The 22,301-nt window shown below is 61.6% G+C and carries 21 protein-coding genes; all 21 read left to right on the top strand.

Annotation, left to right across the window (positions count from 1 at the left end; translation table 11 throughout):
- The first annotated feature begins 14 nt into the window (after positions 1–14).
- The 21 genes from nuoE to urtD all read left to right on the top strand — a co-directional run bounded on the left by nuoE (position 15) and on the right by urtD (position 22,300).
- Positions 15–518, top strand: coding sequence for an NADH-quinone oxidoreductase subunit NuoE (nuoE, locus tag RP6297_RS09420; protein ID WP_004630801.1), 504 nt, complete (start codon positions 15–17; stop codon positions 516–518).
- Positions 519–1,814 (top strand): NADH-quinone oxidoreductase subunit NuoF, encoded by a 1,296-nt coding sequence (gene nuoF / locus RP6297_RS09415; protein WP_009241061.1) that lies wholly within the window; start codon positions 519–521, stop codon positions 1,812–1,814. It abuts the gene before it with no gap.
- A gap of 12 nt (positions 1,815–1,826) precedes the next feature.
- Positions 1,827–4,178 (top strand): NADH-quinone oxidoreductase subunit NuoG, encoded by a 2,352-nt coding sequence (nuoG, locus tag RP6297_RS09410; protein ID WP_009241060.1) that lies wholly within the window; start codon positions 1,827–1,829, stop codon positions 4,176–4,178.
- Positions 4,179–4,186: 8 nt separating this feature from the next.
- Entirely contained in the window at positions 4,187–5,251 is a 1,065-nt protein-coding gene (gene nuoH, locus RP6297_RS09405) for an NADH-quinone oxidoreductase subunit NuoH (RefSeq protein ID WP_009241059.1), read from the top strand.
- A gap of 20 nt (positions 5,252–5,271) precedes the next feature.
- A complete protein-coding gene (nuoI, locus tag RP6297_RS09400) occupies positions 5,272–5,763 on the top strand; it encodes an NADH-quinone oxidoreductase subunit NuoI (RefSeq protein ID WP_003261939.1) in 492 nt (163 codons plus the stop codon).
- 152 nt (positions 5,764–5,915) lie between these two features.
- A complete protein-coding gene (locus RP6297_RS09395) occupies positions 5,916–6,548 on the top strand; it encodes an NADH-quinone oxidoreductase subunit J (RefSeq protein ID WP_009241058.1) in 633 nt (210 codons plus the stop codon).
- 17 nt (positions 6,549–6,565) lie between these two features.
- Positions 6,566–6,877, top strand: coding sequence for an NADH-quinone oxidoreductase subunit NuoK (gene nuoK / locus RP6297_RS09390; RefSeq protein ID WP_004630788.1), 312 nt, complete (start codon positions 6,566–6,568; stop codon positions 6,875–6,877).
- 30 nt (positions 6,878–6,907) lie between these two features.
- Complete coding sequence (nuoL, locus tag RP6297_RS09385) at positions 6,908–8,968, top strand: NADH-quinone oxidoreductase subunit L (protein ID WP_009241057.1); 2,061 nt, start codon at positions 6,908–6,910, stop codon at positions 8,966–8,968.
- Between the two features lie 12 nt (positions 8,969–8,980).
- A complete protein-coding gene (locus tag RP6297_RS09380) occupies positions 8,981–10,447 on the top strand; it encodes an NADH-quinone oxidoreductase subunit M (RefSeq protein ID WP_009241056.1) in 1,467 nt (488 codons plus the stop codon).
- Positions 10,448–10,463: 16 nt separating this feature from the next.
- Positions 10,464–11,939: an NADH-quinone oxidoreductase subunit NuoN gene (gene nuoN / locus RP6297_RS09375; RefSeq protein ID WP_009241055.1), complete on the top strand. Its 1,476-nt coding sequence runs from the start codon at positions 10,464–10,466 to the stop codon at positions 11,937–11,939.
- 13 nt (positions 11,940–11,952) lie between these two features.
- A complete protein-coding gene (locus RP6297_RS09370) occupies positions 11,953–12,267 on the top strand; it encodes a DUF2818 family protein (protein WP_009241054.1) in 315 nt (104 codons plus the stop codon).
- 44 nt (positions 12,268–12,311) lie between these two features.
- Positions 12,312–12,923 (top strand): NUDIX domain-containing protein, encoded by a 612-nt coding sequence (locus RP6297_RS09365; RefSeq protein WP_009241053.1) that lies wholly within the window; start codon positions 12,312–12,314, stop codon positions 12,921–12,923.
- A 137-nt stretch (positions 12,924–13,060) separates the two neighbouring features.
- Positions 13,061–13,522: a DUF1178 family protein gene (locus RP6297_RS09360; RefSeq protein ID WP_009241052.1), complete on the top strand. Its 462-nt coding sequence runs from the start codon at positions 13,061–13,063 to the stop codon at positions 13,520–13,522.
- An 84-nt stretch (positions 13,523–13,606) separates the two neighbouring features.
- The gene (locus tag RP6297_RS09355) at positions 13,607–14,803 is read left to right on the top strand and encodes an acyl-CoA dehydrogenase family protein (RefSeq protein WP_009241051.1); all 1,197 of its coding nucleotides are present in this window, start codon (positions 13,607–13,609) and stop codon (positions 14,801–14,803) included.
- A gap of 35 nt (positions 14,804–14,838) precedes the next feature.
- The gene (locus RP6297_RS09350; protein WP_009241050.1) at positions 14,839–15,969 is read left to right on the top strand and encodes an acyl-CoA dehydrogenase family protein; all 1,131 of its coding nucleotides are present in this window, start codon (positions 14,839–14,841) and stop codon (positions 15,967–15,969) included.
- 56 nt (positions 15,970–16,025) lie between these two features.
- Positions 16,026–16,511: a MaoC family dehydratase gene (locus tag RP6297_RS09345; RefSeq protein ID WP_009241049.1), complete on the top strand. Its 486-nt coding sequence runs from the start codon at positions 16,026–16,028 to the stop codon at positions 16,509–16,511.
- Between the two features lie 37 nt (positions 16,512–16,548).
- The gene (locus tag RP6297_RS09340) at positions 16,549–17,028 is read left to right on the top strand and encodes a MaoC family dehydratase (protein WP_009241048.1); all 480 of its coding nucleotides are present in this window, start codon (positions 16,549–16,551) and stop codon (positions 17,026–17,028) included.
- A gap of 264 nt (positions 17,029–17,292) precedes the next feature.
- Positions 17,293–18,549, top strand: a complete 1,257-nt coding sequence (gene urtA, locus RP6297_RS09335; protein WP_004630766.1) for an urea ABC transporter substrate-binding protein — start codon at positions 17,293–17,295, stop codon at positions 18,547–18,549.
- Between the two features lie 100 nt (positions 18,550–18,649).
- On the top strand, positions 18,650–20,281 hold the full coding sequence (gene urtB, locus RP6297_RS09330) for an urea ABC transporter permease subunit UrtB (protein WP_009241047.1): 1,632 nt from the start codon (positions 18,650–18,652) through the stop codon (positions 20,279–20,281).
- A 1-nt stretch (position 20,282) separates the two neighbouring features.
- Positions 20,283–21,452: an urea ABC transporter permease subunit UrtC gene (gene urtC, locus RP6297_RS09325; RefSeq protein WP_009241046.1), complete on the top strand. Its 1,170-nt coding sequence runs from the start codon at positions 20,283–20,285 to the stop codon at positions 21,450–21,452.
- Positions 21,449–22,300, top strand: coding sequence for an urea ABC transporter ATP-binding protein UrtD (urtD, locus tag RP6297_RS09320; protein ID WP_009241045.1), 852 nt, complete (start codon positions 21,449–21,451; stop codon positions 22,298–22,300). The genes urtC and urtD overlap by 4 nt, the downstream gene beginning before the upstream one ends.
- The last annotated feature ends 1 nt before the right edge of the window (position 22,301 follow it).

The following is a 22,301-nucleotide window of genomic DNA, read 5'->3' as shown; positions in this document are numbered from 1 at the left end:
CAATCGCAACGAACATGCTATCAGCAGAAGCTCTCAAGGAAATCGATCGGGCGGTCGCGAAATATCCCGCCGACCAGAAGCAGTCCGCCGTGATGGCGGCGCTGGCGGTCGCGCAGAGCGAGAAAGGCTGGGTCTCGCCCGAAGTCATGCAGTTCGTGGCCGAGTACCTCGAAATGCCGCCGGTGTGGGTCGAGGAAGTGGCGACGTTCTACAACATGTACGACACCAAGCCGGTTGGCCGATTCAAGCTGTCGGTGTGCACGAACTTGCCGTGCGCGCTGTCGGGCGGCGAACGTGCTGCCGACTACCTGAAGAAGAAGCTGGGCATCGGTTTCAACGAGACCACCGCCGACGGCAACTTCACGCTGAAGGAAGGCGAGTGCATGGGCGCGTGCGGTGATGCACCGGTCATGATCGTCAACAACACCCACATGTGCAGCTTCATGAGCAACGAGAAGCTCGACGCGCTGATCGCCGACCTCCAGTCCAAGGCGCCGACCAACGGAGCAGGCAAGTAAATGACCTCTCTGCACGATCGACATATCCAGCCGTTGATTCTCGCCGGTCTGAACGGCGACAACTGGCATCTTGAAGATTACGTCAAGCGTGGCGGCTATCAACAGCTCAAACGCATCCTTACCGAGAAGATCACCCCCGAGCAGGTCATCGCTGACGTGAAGGCGTCGGGCCTGCGCGGCCGCGGCGGTGCGGGTTTCCCGACCGGTTTGAAGTGGAGCTTCATGCCGCGCCAGTTCCCGGGCCAGAAGTATCTCGTCTGCAACACAGACGAAGGTGAGCCGGGCACGTTCAAGGATCGCGACATCATCCGGTACAACCCGCACGCGCTGATCGAAGGCATGGCCATCGGCGGCTACGCGATGGGCATTACCGTGGGCTACAACTACATCCACGGCGAGATCTGGAACGAATACAAGATCTTCGAACAGGCACTGGAAGAGGCGCGCGCTGCGGGCTTCCTCGGTGACAACATCTTGGGGTCCGGCTTCAACTTCCAGCTGCATGCGCACCATGGTTATGGCGCGTACATCTGCGGTGAAGAGACCGCACTGCTCGAGTCGCTGGAAGGCAAGAAGGGCCAGCCGCGCTTCAAGCCGCCATTCCCGGCGAGCTTCGGCCTGTACGGCAAGCCGACCACCATCAACAACACCGAAACCTTTGCCGCGGTGCCGTTCCTGCTGGCCATCGGTCCGGATAACTACTTGAAGATGGGCAAGCCGAACAACGGCGGCTCGAAGATCTTCTCTGTGTCCGGCGACGTTGAGCGTCCGGGCAACTACGAGATTCCGCTGGGCACCCCGTTCTCCAAGCTGCTGGAGCTTGCCGGCGGCATGCGCGGTGGTAAGAAGCTCAAGGCGGTCATCCCGGGTGGATCGTCGGCGCCGGTGGTGCCGGCTGACCTGATGATGGCCTCCGACATGGACTACGACTCAATCGCCAAGGCCGGCTCGATGCTGGGCTCGGGCGCTGTCATCGTGATGGACGAAACGCGCTGCATGGTGAAGTCGCTGCTGCGTCTGTCGTATTTCTATTACGAAGAGTCGTGCGGCCAGTGCACGCCGTGCCGTGAGGGCACCGGGTGGCTGTACCGCGTCGTCGATCGCATCGAGCACGGCAAGGGCCGCCAGGAAGACCTGGACCTGCTGAACAACGTGGCCGAAAACATCATGGGCCGGACCATCTGCGCACTCGGCGATGCCGCTGCGATGCCGGTCCGCGGCATGCTCAAGCACTACTGGGATGAGTTCGCGTATCACGTCGAACACAAGCAGTGCATGGTGCCCACCTACCTTTAAGCGTGGCAGAACATGGTTGAAATCGAAATTGATGGCAAGAAGGTCGAGGTTGCCGAAGGCAGCCTGGTGATGGAGGCGGCCCGCCAGACGGGCACCTACATTCCTCACTTTTGCTATCACCGCAAACTGTCGGTCGCGGCCAACTGCCGGATGTGCCTGGTCGAGGTCGAGAAGGCGCCCAAGGCGCTGCCGGCCTGCGCCACGCCCGTCACCGCGGGCATGAAGGTCTTCACAAATTCCGAGAAGGCGGTGAAGGCGCAGAAGTCCGTGATGGAGTTCCTGCTGATCAACCACCCGCTGGATTGCCCGATCTGTGACCAGGGCGGCGAGTGCCAGTTGCAGGACTTGGCCGTGGGCTACGGCAAGTCTGAATCGCGCTACCAGGAAGAAAAGCGTGTGGTGTTCCACAAGAATGTGGGCCCGCTGATCTCCATGGAAGAGATGACGCGCTGCATTCACTGCACGCGCTGCGTCCGTTTCGGCCAGGAAATTGCCGGCGTGATGGAACTGGGCATGCTCAACCGAGGCGAGCATTCCGAGATCACGACGTTCGTCGGGCAAACCGTTGACTCCGAGTTGTCGGGCAACATGATCGATCTGTGCCCCGTTGGCGCACTGACCAGCAAGCCGTTCCGCTATTCCGCTCGTACGTGGGAGCTGGCACGCCGCAAGTCGGTGTCGCCGCACGATGGCCTGGGCGCTAACGTGATCGTCCAGACGAAGAATCAGCGCGTGATGCGCGTTCTTCCGCTGGACAACGAAGCCATCAACGAATGCTGGCTTTCCGATAAGGATCGTTTCGCCTATGAGGGCGTGAACAGCGATGACCGCCTGACCCAACCGATGCTCAAGCAAGGTGGTCAATGGAAGGCTGTCGACTGGACTACCGCACTGGAGTACGTTGCCAACGGCCTGAACGAAATCAAGCGTGACCACGGCGCAGAGCAGATTGGTGCATTGGCCAGCCCACACAGCACGCTTGAAGAGCTGTTCCTGCTGCAAAAGCTGGTGCGCGGCATTGGCAGCGACAACGTCGACTTCCGTTTGCGTCAGTCCGATTTCTCGGTCAAGCCAACGGGCGCTCCGTGGCTCGGCATGCCGATCGCCGACGTGTCGCTGCTGCAGCGTACGCTGGTCGTAGGCTCTTTCCTGCGTAAGGATCACCCACTGCTGGCCGCGCGTCTGCGTCAGGCAGGCAAGAAGGGTGCGCAACTGAGCATGATCGGCGCAGGTGGCGAGGATCTGCTGATGCCTGCCACGCAACTGTTGGGCGCACCGTCGCAATGGCTGTCGCTGCTGTCGCAAGTGGCGGTGGCCGTGGCGGCTGCCAATAATGTTGCCCGTCCAGGCGGCACCGATGGCATCGAAGCCGGTGACATTGCCCAGCGCATCGCCGCAAGCCTCGCTTCGGGCGAGCGCAAGGCTGTGTTCCTCGGCAACGCCGCCGTGGCGCACCCGCAGTTTTCGCAACTGCACGCGTTGGCCCAGTGGGTCGCGCAGCAGACCGGCGCGACGCTTGGCTTCCTGACGGAAGCAGCCAACACGGTTGGTGGCTACATCGCCGGGGCGCTCCCCCAAGGCAACGGCTTGGACGCCGCCGCCATGTTGGCGCAACCGCGTCGCGCTTACGTGCTGTTGGGCGCCGAACCGGAATTCGATACCGCCAACCCCACGCAAGCGCGTGCCGCGCTGGACCAGGCCGACACCGTGATCGTGCTTGCACCGTTTGCCTCTCGCGCCGCGCTTGAGTACGCGGACGTGCTGCTGCCGACGGCTCCGTTCACCGAAACCTCGGGCACGTTCATCAACTGCGAGGGATTGCCACAAAGCTTCAATGGCGTTGTGCGCGGCCTGGGTGACTCGCGTCCCGCCTGGAAGGTCCTGCGCGTGCTGGGCAACCTGCTGAACGTGTCTGGCTTTGAGTACGACAGTTCGGAAGTGGTGCGCGACGAAGTGCTGGCCAAGCCGGTCATCGAGCGTTTGTCGAACGCGACGATTGCGCAGACCGCCGCCCCTGTTGCTACTGCGGCAGGCATCGAGCGTCTGGCCGATGTGCCGATTTACCACGCCGATCCGATCGTGCGCCGCGCCGGTTCGCTGCAACTGACGGCTGCAGCACGTGCTGCCGTGCGTGCTGGCTTGCCGGCTGATCTCTACGCACAACTGGGCCTGGCCAATGGTGACGCCGTGCGCGTGACGCAAGGGCAGCGCAGTGTGGTGCTGCCGGCCGTGCTGGACAAGTCGCTGGCTTCTGGCGTGATCCGCGTGCCTGCCGCTACCGAAGCGTCGGCGCAGCTGGGTGCCATGTTCGGTGCGGTAAGCGTTGAGAAGGTTGAATCGTCCGCGCTGGCGGCTACGGTGTAAGGGTCAACATGATCGAGTCGATTACTTCTTTCGGTACCGCCACCTTCGGTGGGTGGTGGCCGCTGATCTGGACGCTGGTCCGTGCGGTCTGCATCATCCTGCCGCTGCTGCTGTGCGTGGCTTACCTGATCCTGTGGGAGCGCAAGCTCATCGGCTGGATGCACGTGCGTCTGGGCCCGAACCGCGTGGGCCCGATGGGCCTGCTGCAGCCGATTGCCGACGTGCTCAAGCTGCTGCTCAAGGAAGTCATGGTGCCGAGCGCGGTCAGCCGCGGCATGTACATCATCGCGCCGCTGATGGTGCTGATGCCGGCGGTTGCGATCTGGGCGGTGATCCCGTTCCAGGCCGAGGCGATGGTGTCGAACATCAACGCCGGCCTGCTGTACGTCATGGCGATCAGCTCGGTGGGCGTGTACGGCGTGATCTTGGCCGGCTGGGCGTCGAACTCAAAGTACGCGTTCCTGGGTGCGATGCGCGCTTCGGCACAGATGATTTCGTACGAAATTGCGATGGGCTTCGCGCTCGTGACGGTGCTGATGGTGACGGGTAGCCTGAACCTGTCGGACATCGTTAATTCGCAGAATCGCGGTTTCTTTGCGGGTCACGGCATCAACATCCTCTCGTGGAACTGGCTGCCGCTGCTGCCGATGTTTGGCGTCTACTTCATCTCGGGTGTGGCTGAAACGAACCGCCACCCATTCGATGTGGTGGAAGGCGAATCCGAAATCGTGGCCGGTCACATGATCGAATACTCGGGCATGGCGTTCGCGCTGTTCTTCCTGGCCGAGTACATCAACATGATCGTGATCTCCGCGCTGACCGCAACGTTGTTCCTGGGCGGCTGGGCTTCGCCGATCGATGCACCGGTCCTCAACTGGATTCCGGGCTTCTTCTGGCTGCTGATCAAGGTTTTCCTGCTGCTGTCGGTCTTCATCTGGCTGCGCGCATCGTTCCCGCGTTATCGCTACGACCAGATCATGCGTCTGGGCTGGAAAATCTTCATTCCGCTCACTGTGGGCTGGCTTGTCGTCGTCGCCATCTGGTTGGTGTCGCCGTGGAACATCTGGAAGTAACGGGACAATAGGAAGGCACCATGTTGCTTGCCATCAAGGAATTCTTTAACAGCCTGCTCCTGAAGGAACTCTTCAAGGGGCTGGCGCTGACCGGGCGCTACCTGTTTGCGCGCAAGATCACCGTTCTTTTTCCGGAAGAGAAGACGCCGCTGTCGCCGCGCTTTCGCGGTCTGCATGCACTGCGTCGCTATCCGAACGGCGAAGAGCGCTGCATTGCGTGCAAGCTGTGCGAAGCCGTTTGCCCGGCTCTAGCCATCACGATCGAGTCGGATCAGCGTGACGACGGCACCCGCCGCACCACGCGCTACGACATCGACCTGACGAAGTGTATTTTCTGCGGCTTCTGCGAAGAGGCTTGTCCGGTGGACGCCATCGTCGAGACGCACATCCTCGAATACCACGGTGAAAAGCGCGGCGACCTGTATTTCACCAAGGACATGCTGCTGGCCGTGGGTGATCGCTTCGAGCCGGAAATCGCGGCCAACAAAGCGGCCGACGCAAAGTACCGCTGATTCAAGACGTCCGCCGTGCAGCTGAAGTTGGCGGGCGTTGCAGTTGACATCCCGGTTGGACAACGGCTCTTGCAGAGCCAACCAGTTGCGGTGGCGTCATGCCATCACAGCTTTGGACAAGCGCGTGCCGCAAAACGGCCCGTGCCAGGATCATGGAAATCACGACGATCATCTTCTACTGTTTCGCGCTCGTGCTGGTGCTCGCAGCGCTGAAGGTCATCACCGCGAAGAACCCGGTGCACGCGGCGCTGTTCCTCGTGCTCTCGTTTTTCACTGCGGCGGCGATCTGGATGCTGCTCAAGGCGGAATTCCTCGCCATCACGCTGGTGCTGGTCTACGTTGGGGCAGTGATGGTGCTGTTCCTGTTCGTGGTGATGATGATCGATATCGACATCGAACACCTGCGACGCGATTTCTGGACCTACGTACCGATGGCGGCCTTCGTGGGCGTGGTCATCATCTTGGAAATGGCCGTCGTGCTGACCAAGACCTTCATGGGCCGCGTGCAGCCGGTGCAGGAGCTGCCGAAGGGCTTTAATGGGCCGAACACACAGGCGCTCGGGAAGCTGATCTATACCGATTACATCTATGCCTTTGAAGTGGCTGGCGCGGTGTTGCTGCTGGCGATTGTGGCCGCCGTCGCCTTGACCGCGCGCCGCCGCAAGGACACCAAGGCACAGAACGTGTCCGATCAGATCCGAGTGAAGCGCAAGGACCGCGTGCGACTGGTCTCGATGCCGGCGGAAAAGTCGGCCGGCGCAGCTTCGGCTGAATCCAAGAGCTGAGCCCCGGGAGAACCCATATGTCTTCACTATCCCTTGCCCATTACCTCGTGCTCGGCGCGGTGCTGTTTGCCATCAGCATTGTCGGCATTTTCCTGAACCGCAAGAACGTCATCGTGCTGCTGATGGCGATCGAATTGATGCTGCTGGCGGTCAACCTGAACTTCGTCGCGTTCTCCCACTACCTGGGCGATCTGGCGGGGCAGGTGTTCGTGTTTTTCATCCTGACGGTGGCCGCGGCGGAATCCGCGATCGGTCTCGCCATCCTGGTGGTGTTGTTCCGTAATCTGGACACCATCAACGTCGACGATCTGGACAGCCTCAAGGGCTGACCTCCGCATCCCACCTATAAGAAGCGTTCCATGGCTACCACGCTCAATCCCAACCTGCTGCTGGCGATCCCGCTCGCGCCGCTGGCCGGCGCGGCGATCGCCGGGCTGTTCGGCACCAAGTTCTTTGGTGAGAAGATCGGCCGCACGGCATCCCACAGCGTCACCATCCTCGGTGTTGCGATCGCCTTCATTCTGTCTGCGCTGACGCTGTCTGACGTCATCAATGGCGCCGGCTACAACGGCACCGTCTATGAATGGATGACCGTTGGCACGCTCAAGATGGAAGTCGGTTTCCTCATCGATTCGCTGACGGCGATGATGATGTGCGTGGTGACCTTCGTCTCGCTCATGGTGCACATCTACACCATCGGCTACATGGCGGAAGACGACGGCTACAACCGTTTCTTCGCATACATCTCGCTGTTCACGTTCTCGATGTTGATGCTCGTGATGAGCAACAACTTCCTGCAACTGTTCTTCGGCTGGGAAGCCGTGGGCCTGGTGTCGTACCTGCTGATCGGTTTCTGGTTCAAGCGCCCGACGGCCATCTACGCCAACATGAAGGCGTTCCTGGTCAACCGCGTGGGTGACTTTGGCTTCGTTCTGGGCATCGGCCTGTTGCTCGCTTACAGCGGTAGCCTGAGCTATGCCGACGTGTTCGCCGCCCGCGACAACCTGGCCACGATCGGCTTTCCGGGTACCGACTGGCACATGCTGACGGTCGCCTGTATCTGCCTGTTTATCGGCGCGATGGGTAAATCGGCCCAATTCCCGCTGCACGTGTGGCTGCCGGACTCGATGGAAGGCCCGACCCCGATTTCCGCACTGATTCACGCGGCCACCATGGTGACCGCCGGTATCTTCATGGTCGCGCGCATGTCGCCGCTGTTCGAGCTGTCGGATAACGCGCTGTCGTTCGTGCTGATCATCGGCGCCATCACGGCGCTGTTCATGGGCTTCCTGGGCATCATCCAGACCGACATCAAGCGTGTGGTCGCGTATTCCACGCTGTCTCAGCTCGGCTACATGACCGTCGCGCTGGGCGCATCGGCGTACCAAGTGGCCGTGTTCCACCTGATGACGCATGCGTTCTTCAAGGCACTGCTGTTCTTGGGTGCGGGCTCGGTCATCATCGGCATGCATCACGATCAGGACATGCGGAACATGGGCGGCCTGCGCAAGTACATGCCGATTACGTGGCTCACTTCGCTGGTAGGGTCGCTGGCGCTGATTGGTACGCCGTTCTTTGCAGGTTTCTACTCGAAGGACTCGATCATCGAAGCGGTGCGCGAATCGCACCTGCCGGGCGCCGGCTTTGCCTACTGGGCTGTGCTGGCTGGCGTGTTCGTGACCGCGTTCTACTCGTTCCGCATGTATTTCCTGGTGTTCCACGGTGAAGAGCGTTTCGGCAAGGAACACTCGCATCACGAAGGCAATCACGTGGACGAAGAGGAAACCGCTGACCATCACCACGGCCTGGCTCCGGGCCAAAAGCCGCACGAGTCGCCGTGGGTGGTGACGGTACCGCTGGTTTTGCTCGCGATTCCGTCCGTCATCATCGGTGCCTGGGCGATTCAGCCGATGCTGTTCGGCGAGTTCTTCAAGCACGGTGTGGTGTTCTCGGAGGTCATCTTCAACAGCGAGAACCATGAAGCGATGAAGGTGCTGGCCGAAGACTTCCGCGGTTGGGTCGAGATGGCGCTGCATGGCTTTACGTCTGCACCGTTCATCCTGCTGGTGTCGGGTGTCGTGCTGTCGTGGTTCTTCTACTTGAAGCGCCCGGATATTCCAGCAGCAATCGCCAAGCGTTTCTCCGGCGTCTACAAGCTGCTGGATAACAAGTACTACATGGATAAGATCAACGAGATCGTCTTCGCCAACGGTGCGGTCAAGTTCGGCCGTGGCCTGTGGAAGGGCGGCGATCAAGGTGTGATCGACGGTGTTGTCGTCAACGGCAGCGCGCGTCTGGTGGGCTGGTTCGCGACGGTTGTGCGCCTGCTCCAGTCCGGCTTCATCTATGACTATGCGTTCGCGATGATCATCGGCACGGTTGGGCTGCTGACGTATTTCGTGTTCCTGGCAGGCAAATAAGGGATTACAAAAATGGTTCTGTCTTTTGCGATCTGGCTGCCGATCTTCTTCGGCGTGCTGGTGCTGGCCTCGGGCTCAGACCGCAATCCCGGTTATGTCCGCTGGATGTCGCTGATCGGTTCCGTGATCAGCTTCGTGATGACGCTCCCGCTCATCACGCGTTTCGACAAGACGACGGCTGCGATGCAGTTCGTCGAAAAGTCGTCCTGGATCGAGCGCTTCCACATCAGCTACTACCTCGGTGTCGACGGCATTTCGATGTGGTTCGTGGTGCTGACCGCGTTCATCACCGTGATCGTGGTGATCTCGGCTTGGGAAGTGATCACCGTGCGCGTGGCGCAGTACATGGCCGCGTTCCTGATCCTGTCGGGTCTGATGATCGGCGTGTTTGCGTCGCTCGACGGTCTGCTGTTCTACGTGTTCTTCGAAGCCACGCTGATCCCGATGTACATCATCATCGGTGTGTGGGGCGGCCCGAACCGTGTCTATGCAGCATTCAAGTTTTTCCTGTACACGCTGCTGGGTTCGTTGCTGACGCTGGTTGCGCTGTTGTATCTGTATTTCCACAGCGGCACGTTCGAAATCCTGCAGTGGCATCAGGTCAAGCTGTCGATGAACGAGCAGATCCTGATCTTCCTGGCATTCTTCATGGCCTTTGCCGTGAAGGTGCCGATGTGGCCGGTGCACACCTGGCTGCCGGACGCCCACGTGGAAGCGCCGACTGGCGGCTCGGTGGTGCTGGCCGCCATCATGCTGAAGCTCGGTGCCTACGGTTTCCTGCGGTTCTCGCTGCCGATCGCGCCGGATGCCAGCCATAGCCTGTCCGCGTTCATCATTGCGATCTCGCTGGTTGCCGTGATCTACATCGGTCTGGTGGCGCTGGTGCAGGCCGACATGAAGAAGCTGGTCGCGTATTCGTCGATCGCGCACATGGGCTTCGTCACGCTGGGTTTCTTCATCTTCAACGAAATCGGCGTTGAGGGCGGTATCGTCCAGATGATCTCGCACGGCTTTATCTCAGGCGCAATGTTTCTGTGTATTGGCGTGTTGTATGACCGCGTGCATTCGCGTCAGATTGCCGATTACGGCGGTGTGGTGAACACCATGCCGAAGTTCGCGGCGCTGTCAGTGTTCTTTGCCATGGCCAACTGCGGCTTGCCGGCGACCTCGGGTTTCGTTGGCGAATTCATGGTGATCCTGGGTTCGGTCAAGTTCAATTTCTGGATTGGTCTGCTGGCCGCCACGGCACTGATCTTTGGCGCAGCGTATTCGCTCTGGATGGTCAAGCGCGTGATCTTCGGTGATGTGACGCACAAGCACGTGGCCGAGTTGAAGGACCTGAACTGCCGTGAGTTCTTCATGCTGGGCGTGCTGGCGATTGCCACCCTGTACATGGGCCTGTATCCCAAGCCTTTCACCGATGTCATGCACGCGTCCGTGGTCAACTTGCTGACCCACGTGGCTCAGTCGAAGCTGTAAGCAGCGAGAAGAAACTATGCAATCGTCCTCCTCTATTGCGGCTTTTGCCCCAATCGTTTTTCTCGCGCTGGGCATTGGTGCCGTCAACTGGATTGACCTGGCGCGCGGCCAGAAGCGAAGCAGCGTGGCCTATCCGGTTTCGTTGGTGATTACGCTGGTGCTGGCGGTGTGGTTCGGCTTGAATGCTGGGAACGGTGAAACGCACTACGTGTTCGGCAACATGGCCGTGATCGACCCGATGGCCAACGTGCTGGCGTCGTTCTGTGCGCTGACGTTGTTTGCCACGCTGGTCTATACGCGCCGCTATCTGGCCGACCGCGACATGTACGCGGGCGAGTTCTACATGTTCGCTCTGTTCACACTGGGCGGCCAGGTGGTGATGATCACCGGCAACAACTTCCTCGTGCTCTATCTGGGCCTGGAACTGCTGTCGCTGGCGTCGTACACGCTGGTAGCGCTGCGTCGCCGTTCGAACGTGTCGTCCGAATCGGCCATGAAGTATTTCATCCTCGGCGCATTGGCATCGGGCCTGTTGCTGTACGGCATGTCGATGCTGTACGGCGCGACCGGCTCGCTGGAACTGGGCAAGGTGTTTGACGCCATCAAGAACGGCGAGATCAACAAGACGATCCTCGTGTTTGGCGTGGTGTTCATTGTTGCTGGCCTGGGCTTCAAGCTTGGTGTGGCACCGTTCCACATGTGGGTGCCCGATGTGTACCAAGGCTCGCCGACGGCCGTGACGCTGCTGATTGCCGGTGCGCCGAAGGTGGCCGCCTTTGCAATGACGCTTCGTATTCTGGTCGAAGGCCTGCTGCCCCTGGCATTCGATTGGCAAAACATGCTGATCGTGTTGGCTGTCGTGTCGCTGGCCATCGGCAATATCACCGGCGTGGTGCAAACCAACTTCAAGCGTCTACTGGGCTATTCGACGGTTTCCCACATGGGCTTTCTGCTGCTGGGTCTGGTATCGGGCGTCAGCTCCGGCAAGCCGGATTTGACAGCTCAGGCCTACAGTGCGTCGATGTTCTATGCCATTACCTACGTGCTGACCGCACTGGGCGCGTTCGGCATCATCCTGCTGCTGTCGCGCAAAGGCTACGAGGCGGAAGACATCGCCGACCTGAAAGGCCTGTCGAAGAAAAGCCCGTGGTTCGCGCTGCTGATGCTGTTCATCATGATGTCGCTGGCAGGCCTGCCGCCGACGGTTGGCTTCTACGCGAAGCTGTCGGTCCTGGGCGCAGTGGTCGATGCTGGCATGTCGTGGCTGGCCGTTGTTGCGGTACTGTTCTCGCTGGTGGGCGCGTTCTACTACCTGCGTGTCATCAAGGTCATGTACTTCGACGTGCCGGCTGACGAAGGCCCTGTGGAAGCTACCTTCGGTCTGCGTTCGCTGCTGTCGGTCAACGGCTTGCTGGTGCTGCTGCTCGGTATCTTTCCGGCCGGTCTCATGGCCGTGTGCTATCAGGCGATCCGCCTGACATTGGCTTCGTAACTCGCCCGGCTTCATGAGCACATCGACGGGCGGCCTGTTTGTCATCGTGTTGGCACTGATCTGTGCCAACCTGCCGTTCGTCAACCAACGCGTGCTGGCACTTGTGCCGACACGCTGGCCGCGCAAGCCGTTCTGGCTGCGCGGCGCCGAGCTGATTGCCATGTATGTCGTGGTTGGGCTGATTGGCTTCGGTATCGAATCGAGCCAGGGGAATGCGTTTGCGCAAGGCTGGCAGTTTTATGCGATCACCGCTTGCCTGATGCTGGTGTTCGCGTTTCCTGGCTTTACGTGGCAATACCTGGTTCGCCATCATCGCGATTCCCGTTAATTCCCGCCGGGCAGGTTCCCGCTGTCTCGGCATGAGAGAGCGCCATGTCCGATCACACTCCGCTGAACGACCCCCCCCATACCACACAGGAACCGGACGCCGGTCTGCGCGAGACGCAGGTTGCATCTGCGTTGATGCACCAGGGTAAATTCCTCACGCTCAAGCAGGACATCGTGCGGCTGCCGGACGGCCGCAACGCCAGCCGCGAATATCTGGTTCATCCGGGCGCGGTGATGATGATTCCGCTGTTCGACGATGGCACTGTGCTGATGGAGCGCCAGTTTCGCTATCCAGTCGACAGGGTGATGATTGAATTCCCTGCCGGCAAGCTCGATCCGCAGGAAGGGGCGCTCGCGTGCGGCAAGCGCGAGCTGCGCGAGGAAACCGGTTACACGGCCGAGCGCTGGGACTACCTCACGCGCATCCATCCGGTCATTTCATATTCCACCGAGTTCATCGACATTTATCTCGCACGGGATCTCAAGCAAGGGGAGGCGATGCTGGATGAAGGCGAATTCCTCGAGACCTTTATCACGTCCGCCGGTCAACTCATCGATTGGGTGCGCGATGGCAAAATTTCGGACGTGAAGACCATCATCGGTACGTTCTGGCTCGAGAAGATCCTGTCGGGCGCCTGGACGCCAGGTGCAGCCTAAGCCGCTTGCCATCGTCGCTCGACTACGTGTTTCGCGTGTTGCCGTTACCATAGCGAACGGCCGTGCGAAAAAATTAGCACGACCGTTCACAAATTTTGGAATCAGGGATACACTCATCCCCATGCGCTGGACCGATCATGAAAGTGCTGGACCTCCGCTGTGCCAATGACCATCGCTTCGAAGGCTGGTTCGGCTCCGATGCCGACCTGCAATCGCAGCAAGAACGCGGGCTGTTGACGTGCCCTGTCTGCGGTCACAACGAGGTTGAGCGCTTGCCGAGTGCGCCGCGCCTGAATCTGTCGTCGTCACGAGCGGACGCTGCCCAGAAGGGCCCTGCCGCCCAGACGGCCGGCGGAGATGGCGGTGCATCCGCAGCCCTGCAACAGCTCTACCTGAAAGCCGTGCGCCACGTCCTTGCCAATACCGAAGACGTGGGCGAGCGGTTTGCAGAAGAGGCGCGCCGCATGCACTACAAGGAGGCGCCGGAGCGGGGTATTCGCGGGACGACCTCTCGGGAGGAAGCGCAGGAGCTGGCGGAGGAGGGCATCGACGTGATGCCGCTGTTGGTGCCTGACGTGCTCAAGCAGCCCGTGCACTAGCTGCCCCGATTCAGGTCCGCGCCGGTCCGACAGAACGTTCTCCGCCGATTTGCCACGGCGGGGAGCCAACCACAGGAGACAGGCATGGATCTGAATTACTCGGCGGCCGATGATGCGTTCCGCCAGGAAGTCCGCGGCTGGCTGGAAGCCAATCTGCCCAAGGACATCCAAGACAAGGTGTTGAACCACCGGCGCCTGAACCGCGACGATTTCGTTCGCTGGCACAAGGCACTCGCAGCCAAGGGTTGGTCGGTGCCGCACTGGCCGGTCGAGTGGGGCGGCACCGGTTGGTCCCCCATCCAAAAACACATCTGGGACGAAGAGTGCGCGCAGGTCGGCGCGCCTGGCGTGCTGCCGTTTGGCGTCAGCATGGTCGCGCCCGTGATCATGAAGTACGGCAATGAAGCGCAAAAGCGCTATTTCCTGCCGCGCATCGTCGATTGCACCGATTGGTGGTGCCAGGGCTATTCCGAACCGGGTTCCGGTTCCGATCTGGCCTCGGTGAAGACACGCGCCGTGCGCGAAGGCGACCACTACATCGTCAACGGCCAGAAGACCTGGACGACACTGGGCCAACACGCCGACATGATCTTCTGCCTGGTCCGCACGGATCCGGACGCGAAGAAGCAAGAGGGGATCTCGTTCCTGCTGATCGACATGAAGACGCCGGGCATCACCGTGCGCCCGATCATCATGCTGGACGAAGAGCACGAGGTGAACGAGGTCTTCTTCGACAACGTCAAGGTGCCGGTTCAAAACCTGATCGGTGAAGAGAACCGCGGCTGGACGTACGCCAAGTATCTGCTCGGCCACGAGCGTACGGGCATTGCGCGTGTGGGCAATTCGAAGCGCGAACTGGCGTTTCTCAAGCGCGTCGCTCTGCAACACCAGAAGAACGGCAAGCCGCTGCTGCAGGATCCGGTATTCGGCGCCAAGGTGGCCTCGCTGGAGATCGAACTGCTGGCGCTCGAGATGACTGTGCTGCGCGTGGTGTCGAGCGAGAACGCCGGCAAGGGTCCGGGGCCTGAGGCATCGCTGCTCAAGATCAAGGGCACGCAGATCCAGCAGATGCTGACCGAGCTGATGGTCGAGGCCGTGGGGCCGTACGCCCAGCCGTTCGACCCGAGCTACCTGGAAGGCGACACGTTGCAGGCCGTGACGGGCGACAACGATGCCGCCCCGCTCGCGCCGTACTACTTCAACTATCGCAAGACCTCGATCTATGGCGGGTCGAACGAGATCCAGCGCAACATCATCTCGCAGATGATCCTTGGCGTCTGAGCAAAACGGCGACAGAACACATAGCGGAGACAAACATGGATTTCTCGTTCACCGACGAACAGAAGCAACTGGCCGATGCAGTGCGCCGCTTCATCGACAAGGACTACGGTTTTGAGGCGCGCAAGAAGGTGGTGTACTCGCCTGAAGGGGTGTCCCAGGCCCATTGGGATGCGGTGGCCGAACTGGGTCTGACTGCGCTGCCCGTGCCCGAAGCACAAGGCGGTTTCGACGGCCGTGCGATGGACCTGCTGGTGGTCATGCAGGAACTGGGTCGAGGGCTGGTCGTCGAGCCGTATCAGGCGACCGTGCTGGGCGCCCAGGCGTTGAAGCTCGCAGGTGGCCAAGACGCGCTGTTGGAAGAGGTCGCGGGTGGTGCTCTGAAGCTGGCTATCGCCTTCAGTGAGCGCCAATCGCGCTACGAACTGTTCAATGTCACCACGCGCGCTGCGCAGCAGGGCAGCGGATGGACGCTCACCGGCGAGAAGGCCGTTGTGGTACATGGCGCGCAGGCAGACAAGCTCATCGTCTCGGCGCGCACCGGTGGCGAGGCGCGTGATACGTCGGGCCTGTCGCTCTTCGTGGTCGACCGCGATGCCGCTGGTGTGACGGTCAAGGATTACCGCACGATCGACAACCTGCACGCTGCAGACATCCGCTTCGACAACGCGCCGGCAACGCTGCTGGGCAAGGCCGGTGAAGCGTGGGAGACCATCGACGCCGTCGCCGATTTCGGCTGCGTGCTGTTGTGCGCTGAAGCGATCGGCCTCATCGATGCGCTGAACGCCGCAACGCTTGAGTACACCAAGACCCGCCAGCAGTTTGGCGTGCCCATCGCACGCTTCCAGGCATTGCAGCATCGCATGGTCGATATGTTTATCCATGGCGAACAAGCCCGCTCGATTACGTATCTGGCCGCTGCGCACTTTGAAGATGGCGACGTCGAGGCACGCCGCCGCTATGTGTCTGCGGCCAAGGCGCGTGTTGCCCAGGCAGCACGTGACGTTGGCCAGGAAGCTGTGCAACTGCATGGCGGCATGGGCGTGACGAACGAGCTGCCCGCCGCGCACATGTTCAAGCGGCTGACGATGATCAACACGACGCTGGGTGACGTGGATCATCACCTGGCACGCTTCGCATCGCTGCCTGGATTCCAGCAGGCGGCGTAACAGCAAACCTGAACGCCCCGCATTCGTGCGGGGCGTTGTCATTTGGAGGAGACGACATGGCGGAGAACGAAAGCGCAGAAGCAACACGATCGTACGAGTTCTACTTCGATGATTTTGAAGTCGGTCGCACGCTGCAGATGGGCACGTACACGGTCACCGAAGAAGAGATCCTGACCTTTGCACTGCAGTACGATCCGCAACCGTTCCACATCGACGCAGAGGCCGCGAAGCACAGCATCTACGGCGGCATCATCTCGAGCGGCTGGATGACGTGCTCGATCATGATGCGGCTGATGGTGACCGGCTTCCTCGGCAAGGCGGCGAGCATGGGCTCCCCGGGTGTGGATGAAATCCGGTGGATGAAGCCGGTGTATCCCGGGGACACGCTGTCCGTGTCGAGCACGTGCATGGAAGTGCGTCCGTCGCAGTCAAAGCCGGACCGCGGCGTGGCCGTCAACCGCTGGGAGGCTCGCAACCAGCGCGGCGAACTTGTCTGCACGGTCACGGGCATGGGCTTGTTTGGCCGCCGCCCGAAGGCTTGATTACACGTTATCGCATCACAACAAGGAGACAACGCAGATGCGCATCATCGAATCGCTCGACGAGCTGAAAGGTTTGATCGGCCAGGAAGTTGCCGTGAGTGACTGGACCGAGATCACGCAGCAACAGGTGAACCTCTTTGCCGAGGCCACGGGCGATCACCAGTGGATTCACGTGGACGTGGAGCGCGCCAAGAGCGAGTCGCCGTTTGGCGCACCGGTGGCGCACGGCTTCCTGACGCTGTCGCTGCTGCCCATGCTGATGGCCAACGCGATCGAGATGTCCGACGTGAAAATGGGCGTGAACTACGGCCTGAACAAGGTTCGCTTTACGGCGCCCGTGCCGGTGGGCAGCCGTGTGCGTGCCCGCGTGACGCTGGTGGCAATGGAAGCGCTCCCACCACTGCCCAATGCACCGACGCTGACGGGCGCGCAGATGACCTGGGCCGTGACCATCGAACGTGAAGGGCAGGACCGCCCCGTCTGCGTGGCCGAATCGATTTCGCGCCGCTATTCCTGAGTCTCGTCTTTCGCAAGCTCACCGGGCCGGCGCAATGCCGGCCTTTCTCTTTGCGTCGGTTTGCCCTTGCGTTCCGCTTGTTTTGTGCTTGTCTTCCTGCGCCCCAAGCGGGCGCATTCCGACGAACAGATGCGCAGAGTTGGCGCGGTTCCGGCACCGTTTTGGCGCGAATTTCCCTTCGAATGAGCCAAATGTGATGGCACGGTAGTTGCAATTTTAGGCCCCGGGAGTCGTTCTCGCCACCAATAAACCCAAGGAGCCGCAATGAAACGTCGTGAGCTGTTGAAGCTGTCTGCCGTCGCCGCCGCAACGCTGTTGTCCGTGTCGAGCCTCGCGTTTGCTCAGGCAAAAGAACCGATCAAGGTCGGCGTCCTGCATTCGCTGTCGGGAACGATGGCCATCTCCGAGACGTCGCTGAAAGACGTCGCGCTGATGACGATCGACGAGATCAACAAGAGTGGCGGCGTGCTGGGCCGCAAGCTGGAACCGGTGGTGGTGGACCCCGCATCGAACTGGCCGCTGTTTGCCGAGAAGGCGCGCGGGCTGCTGACGCAGGATAAGGTGGCCGTGACATTCGGCTGCTGGACGTCGGTGTCGCGCAAGTCCGTGCTGCCGGTCTATGAAGAGTTGAATGGCCTGCTGTTCTACCCGGTGCAGTACGAAGGCGAAGAGATGTCGAAGAACGTCTTCTACACCGGCGCGGCACCCAACCAGCAGGCCATTCCGGCCGTGGAATACCTGATGAGCAAGGAAGGCGGCGGCGCCAAGCGTTTCTTCCTGCTCGGTACCGATTACGTCTACCCGCGCACGACCAACAAGATCCTGCGTGCCTTCCTGCACAGCAAGGGCGTGAAGGACAGCGACATCGAAGAGGTCTATACGCCGTTCGGCCACTCCGACTATCAGACCATCGTTGCCAACATCAAGAAGTTCGCGCAGGGCGGCAAGACGGCCGTCGTGTCGACCATCAACGGCGACTCGAACGTGCCGTTCTACAAGGAACTCGGCAACGCGGGCCTGAAGGCCAAGGACGTGCCGGTGGTGGCCTTCTCGGTGGGTGAAGAAGAACTGCGCGGCATCGACACCAAGCCGCTGGTGGGCCATCTGGCCGCATGGAACTACTTCATGTCGGTCAAGAACCCGGTCAACGACGACTTCAAGAAGAAGTGGGCTGCATGGGTCAAGGCCAACAACCTGCCCGGCGGCGACAAGCGCGTCACCAACGACCCGATGGAAGCCACCTACGTCGGCATCATGATGTGGAAGCAGGCTGTCGAGAAAGCCGGTTCGACCGACGTGGACAAGGTCCGCAAGGCGATGTACGGCCAGCAGTTCAAGGCGCCGTCGGGCTTCACGCTGGTGATGAACAACAACCATCACCTGAGCAAGCCCGTGATGATTGGCGAGGTGCGTGGCGACGGCCAGTTCAACGTCGTGTGGAAGACGCCGACGGTGATCCGCGCCAAGCCGTGGAGCCCGTACATCTCGGGCAACGAGGGCAAGCCTGACGAAGTGAAGTAATCAGGCGGACCGGCGGCGCATACAGCGCGGCCGGTCCTTTGAACGACGCTGCACGACGTGGCGGACGGCCCCAACACCGGCCGCCACGCATCGGATTGCCATGATGCGCTTGTCCCGCTGGTGGTTTCATTCTCTTGCCGCACTGCTGTGCGCTTTCTGTCTGGCTGCGACGCCCCAAGGCTCTGCGTGGGCCGCCGGACAACCCCTGACCCAGGCCGATCTCAAGCCGCTGGCCGAAGACGACTTCGATGCCAAGGTCAAGGCGCTCAACGCGCTGACCGCTGCGCCCGCCGAACAAGCCGGGCCGATCCTGCAAGCCTTGCAGAATGACGCGCTGTTCTTCGCGCCCGCCGCCGGCATGGTGCGTCAGGACGGCGAGAAGTACCTGGACGCGATCACTGGCCAGCCCGTCACCGTCAAGGCCGACGATCTGCAGTCCCTCACACTGAACAATGCCCTGCGTGCGCAAGTGGACAGCGCGGCGAGCGGCTTCGTGCTGCAATCGCCCGATCGTGCCGTGCGCGCGCAGGCCGTCGATACGTTGCTTGCGCATCCCGAGACGGCGTCGCGCCCCATTGTCGACGCGGCGCGCAAGCATGAAACCGATCCGGAGTTGCGCAGCAAGCTGCATGTGCTCTGGGCCAATCTCGCGCTCGACGACGGTACGCATGCCGAGAAGCTGGAAGCGCTCAAGCTGCTTGCGGGCGATACCAACCCGCAGACGCGCCAGCGCATCGCCCCGTTGCTTGCCAAGGACAGCGGCGCCGACGATGAACTGCGCGCCGCGGCCCAACAGGCGCTCGACGGCCTCGCCGCGCAGCAACGCAAGGCCGAGCTGGTCGGCAACCTGTTTGCGGGGCTGAGCCTCGGCTCGGTGCTGCTGCTGGCGGCGCTTGGGCTGGCCATCACCTACGGGCTCATCGGCGTCATCAACATGGCGCACGGTGAATTCCTGATGATCGGTGCGTACGCCACCTACGTGGTGCAGACGATTTTCCGCAACTACTTTCCGAACGCGTTCGACTGGTATCTGCCTGCGGCGCTGCCTGCTGCGTTCCTGGCGGCGGCCGTCGTCGGCTTTGCGCTGGAGCGGCTGGTGCTGCGCCATCTGTATGGCCGCCCGTTGGAAACGCTGCTCGCCACGTTCGGGATCAGCCTGCTGCTGATGCAGGCCGTGCGTTCGATCTTCGGTGCGCAGAACGTGGAGGTGGCGAACCCGAGCTGGATGAGCGGCGGCATTGCGCTGTATCCGGGCCTCGTGCTGCCGTACAACCGGCTCGTCATCCTGCTGTTTGCACTGGCCGTGGTGGCGATCGCCTGGGCGGTGCTCAACCGAACGCGCCTGGGCCTGTTCGTGCGCGCCACCACGCAGAACCGCACGATGGCTGCCTGCGTTGGCGTGCGCACGTGGAAGGTCGACAGCTACGCGTTTGCATTCGGTGCCGGTATTGCCGGCCTGGGCGGCTGCGCACTCTCGCAGATCGGCAACGTCGGGCCGGATCTCGGCCAGAGCTACATCATCGATTCGTTCATGGCCGTGGTGCTGGGCGGGGTGGGGCAGTTGGCCGGCACGATCATCGGCGCGTTCGGCCTGGGGCTCATCAACAAGTTCATCGAGCCGTTCTATGGCGCGGTGCTGGCGAAGATCATCGTGCTGGTGCTGATCGTGCTGTTCATCCAGAAGCGTCCGCAGGGCCTGTTCGCCCTCAAGGGCCGCAGCGCCGAGGCCTGATATGACGACGACCAAGTTCTCTCTCGATATTCCGGCGCGCATGCCGCTGCTGTCGCGGCGCGGGTGGTCTGCGCTGATGCTCGTATCGCTCATCGTGTGCATTGGCGCGCCGGTGTGCGCGCTGCTTGTGCCGGAGGGCAGCCCTCTGCATCTCTCGGCGTATGCACTCACGCTCGTCGGCAAGATCATGTGCTATGCGCTGGCGGCGCTGGCGCTCGATCTGGTGTGGGGCTATTGCGGCATCCTGAGCCTAGGCCACGGGCTGTTCTTCGCGCTGGGCGGTTACGGCATGGGCATGTACCTGATGCGCTCCATCGGTCGCGAAGGCGTGTACAAGAGCGACCTGCCGGACTTCATGGTATTCCTCGACTGGAAGGAGCTGCCCTGGTTCTGGCACGGCACCGAGCACTTTGCCTGGGCCATGCTGCTGGTGATTCTGGTGCCTGGCGTGCTGGCGTGGCTGTTCGGTTTCTTTGCCTTCCGCTCACGCGTCAAAGGCGTCTACCTGTCGATCATCACGCAGGCGATGACGTATGCGGCCATGCTGCTGTTCTTCCGTAACGAGACGGGCTTTGGCGGCAACAACGGCTTTACGGATTTCAAACGCATCCTCGGCTTCCCGATCTCCGCATTGCCGACGCGCACCGTGCTGTTCGTGGCGACGTTCGTGGCGCTCGTGCTGGCGTTCATCGCCTGCCGCGCCATCGTCACGTCCAAGTTCGGCCGCGTGGTCACCGCCATTCGCGATGCCGAAGCGCGCGTGATGTTCTCCGGCTACAACCCGCTCGGCTACAAGCTGTTCGTCTGGACGTTCTCCGCCGTGCTGTGCGGAATTGCAGGCGCGCTCTACGTGCCGCAGGTCGGCATCATCAACCCGGGCGAGATGTCGCCGGGCAACTCCATCGAGATGGCGGTGTGGGTGGCCGTGGGCGGACGCGGTACGTTGATCGGCCCGATCATCGGTGCGTTCCTCGTCAACGGGGCCAAGACGTTGCTGACCGCATGGGTGCCGGAATACTGGCTGTTCGTGCTCGGGGCGATCTTCGTACTGGTGACGCTGTATCTGCCGAACGGTGTGCTGGGCCTGATGAGCAAGCTGCGCATGAAAAAGCGGGCGCCCGCGCAAGCCAAGGCGCATGAAGCCGCGACCGTCACCGGAGATCACGCATGAGCACGTTCACCGAACTCCCCGACCGCGCGGAGACCGGCACCGCCACCGGCATGGGCCATCTGGTCGAGCCGGACACGATCGACGTCTCGCACGGCGCCATCCTGTATCTCGAAGACGTGACGGTGCGCTTCGGCGGCTTTCGCGCACTGAACGCGCTCACGCTGTCGATCGACCACGGCGAGCTGCGCTGCATCATCGGCCCCAACGGCGCGGGCAAGACCACGATGATGGACGTGATTACCGGCAAGACGGGGCCGCGCAATGCCGACGTGACCGGCCGCGTCTTCCTTGGCCAGACCATCGACCTGCTGCGCCTGACCGAGCCCCGCATCGCGCAGATCGGCATCGGCCGCAAGTTCCAGAAGCCGACCGTGTTCGAGCAGCACACCGTGTGGGAAAACCTGGAACTGGCGATGAAGGCCGACAAGCGCTGGTGGGTCTCGCTGCGCGCGCGCCTGCTGAACGACGGCCGCCAGCGCATCGAAGAAACGCTCGGCCGCATCCACCTGGAAGCGGAGGCCTATCGGCCCGCCGGGCTGCTGTCACACGGGCAAAAGCAGCGGCTGGAGATCGGCATGCTGCTGATGCAGCAACCGCAACTGCTGCTGCTCGACGAACCGGTCGCCGGCATGACGGATGAGGAGACGATGCAGCTCGCAACGTTGCTCAACGGCCTGCGTGGCACGTGCTCGATCATGGTCGTGGAGCACGACATGGAGTTTGTCGCCGCGCTGGCAGGGGCGGAAGGGCGCGTGACCGTGCTGGCTGAAGGCAGTGTTCTCGCCGAAGGCACGCTCGATGCCGTCAAGCGCGATGAGCGTGTAATCGAATCCTATCTGGGGCGCTGAT

This window comes from Ralstonia pickettii (assembly GCF_016466415.2).
In the GTDB taxonomy this organism is placed as follows: Bacteria; Pseudomonadota; Gammaproteobacteria; order Burkholderiales; family Burkholderiaceae; genus Ralstonia; species Ralstonia pickettii.
Note: the sequence above shows the minus strand (reverse complement) of the source record. Positions and strands in the feature narration are given on the sequence as shown.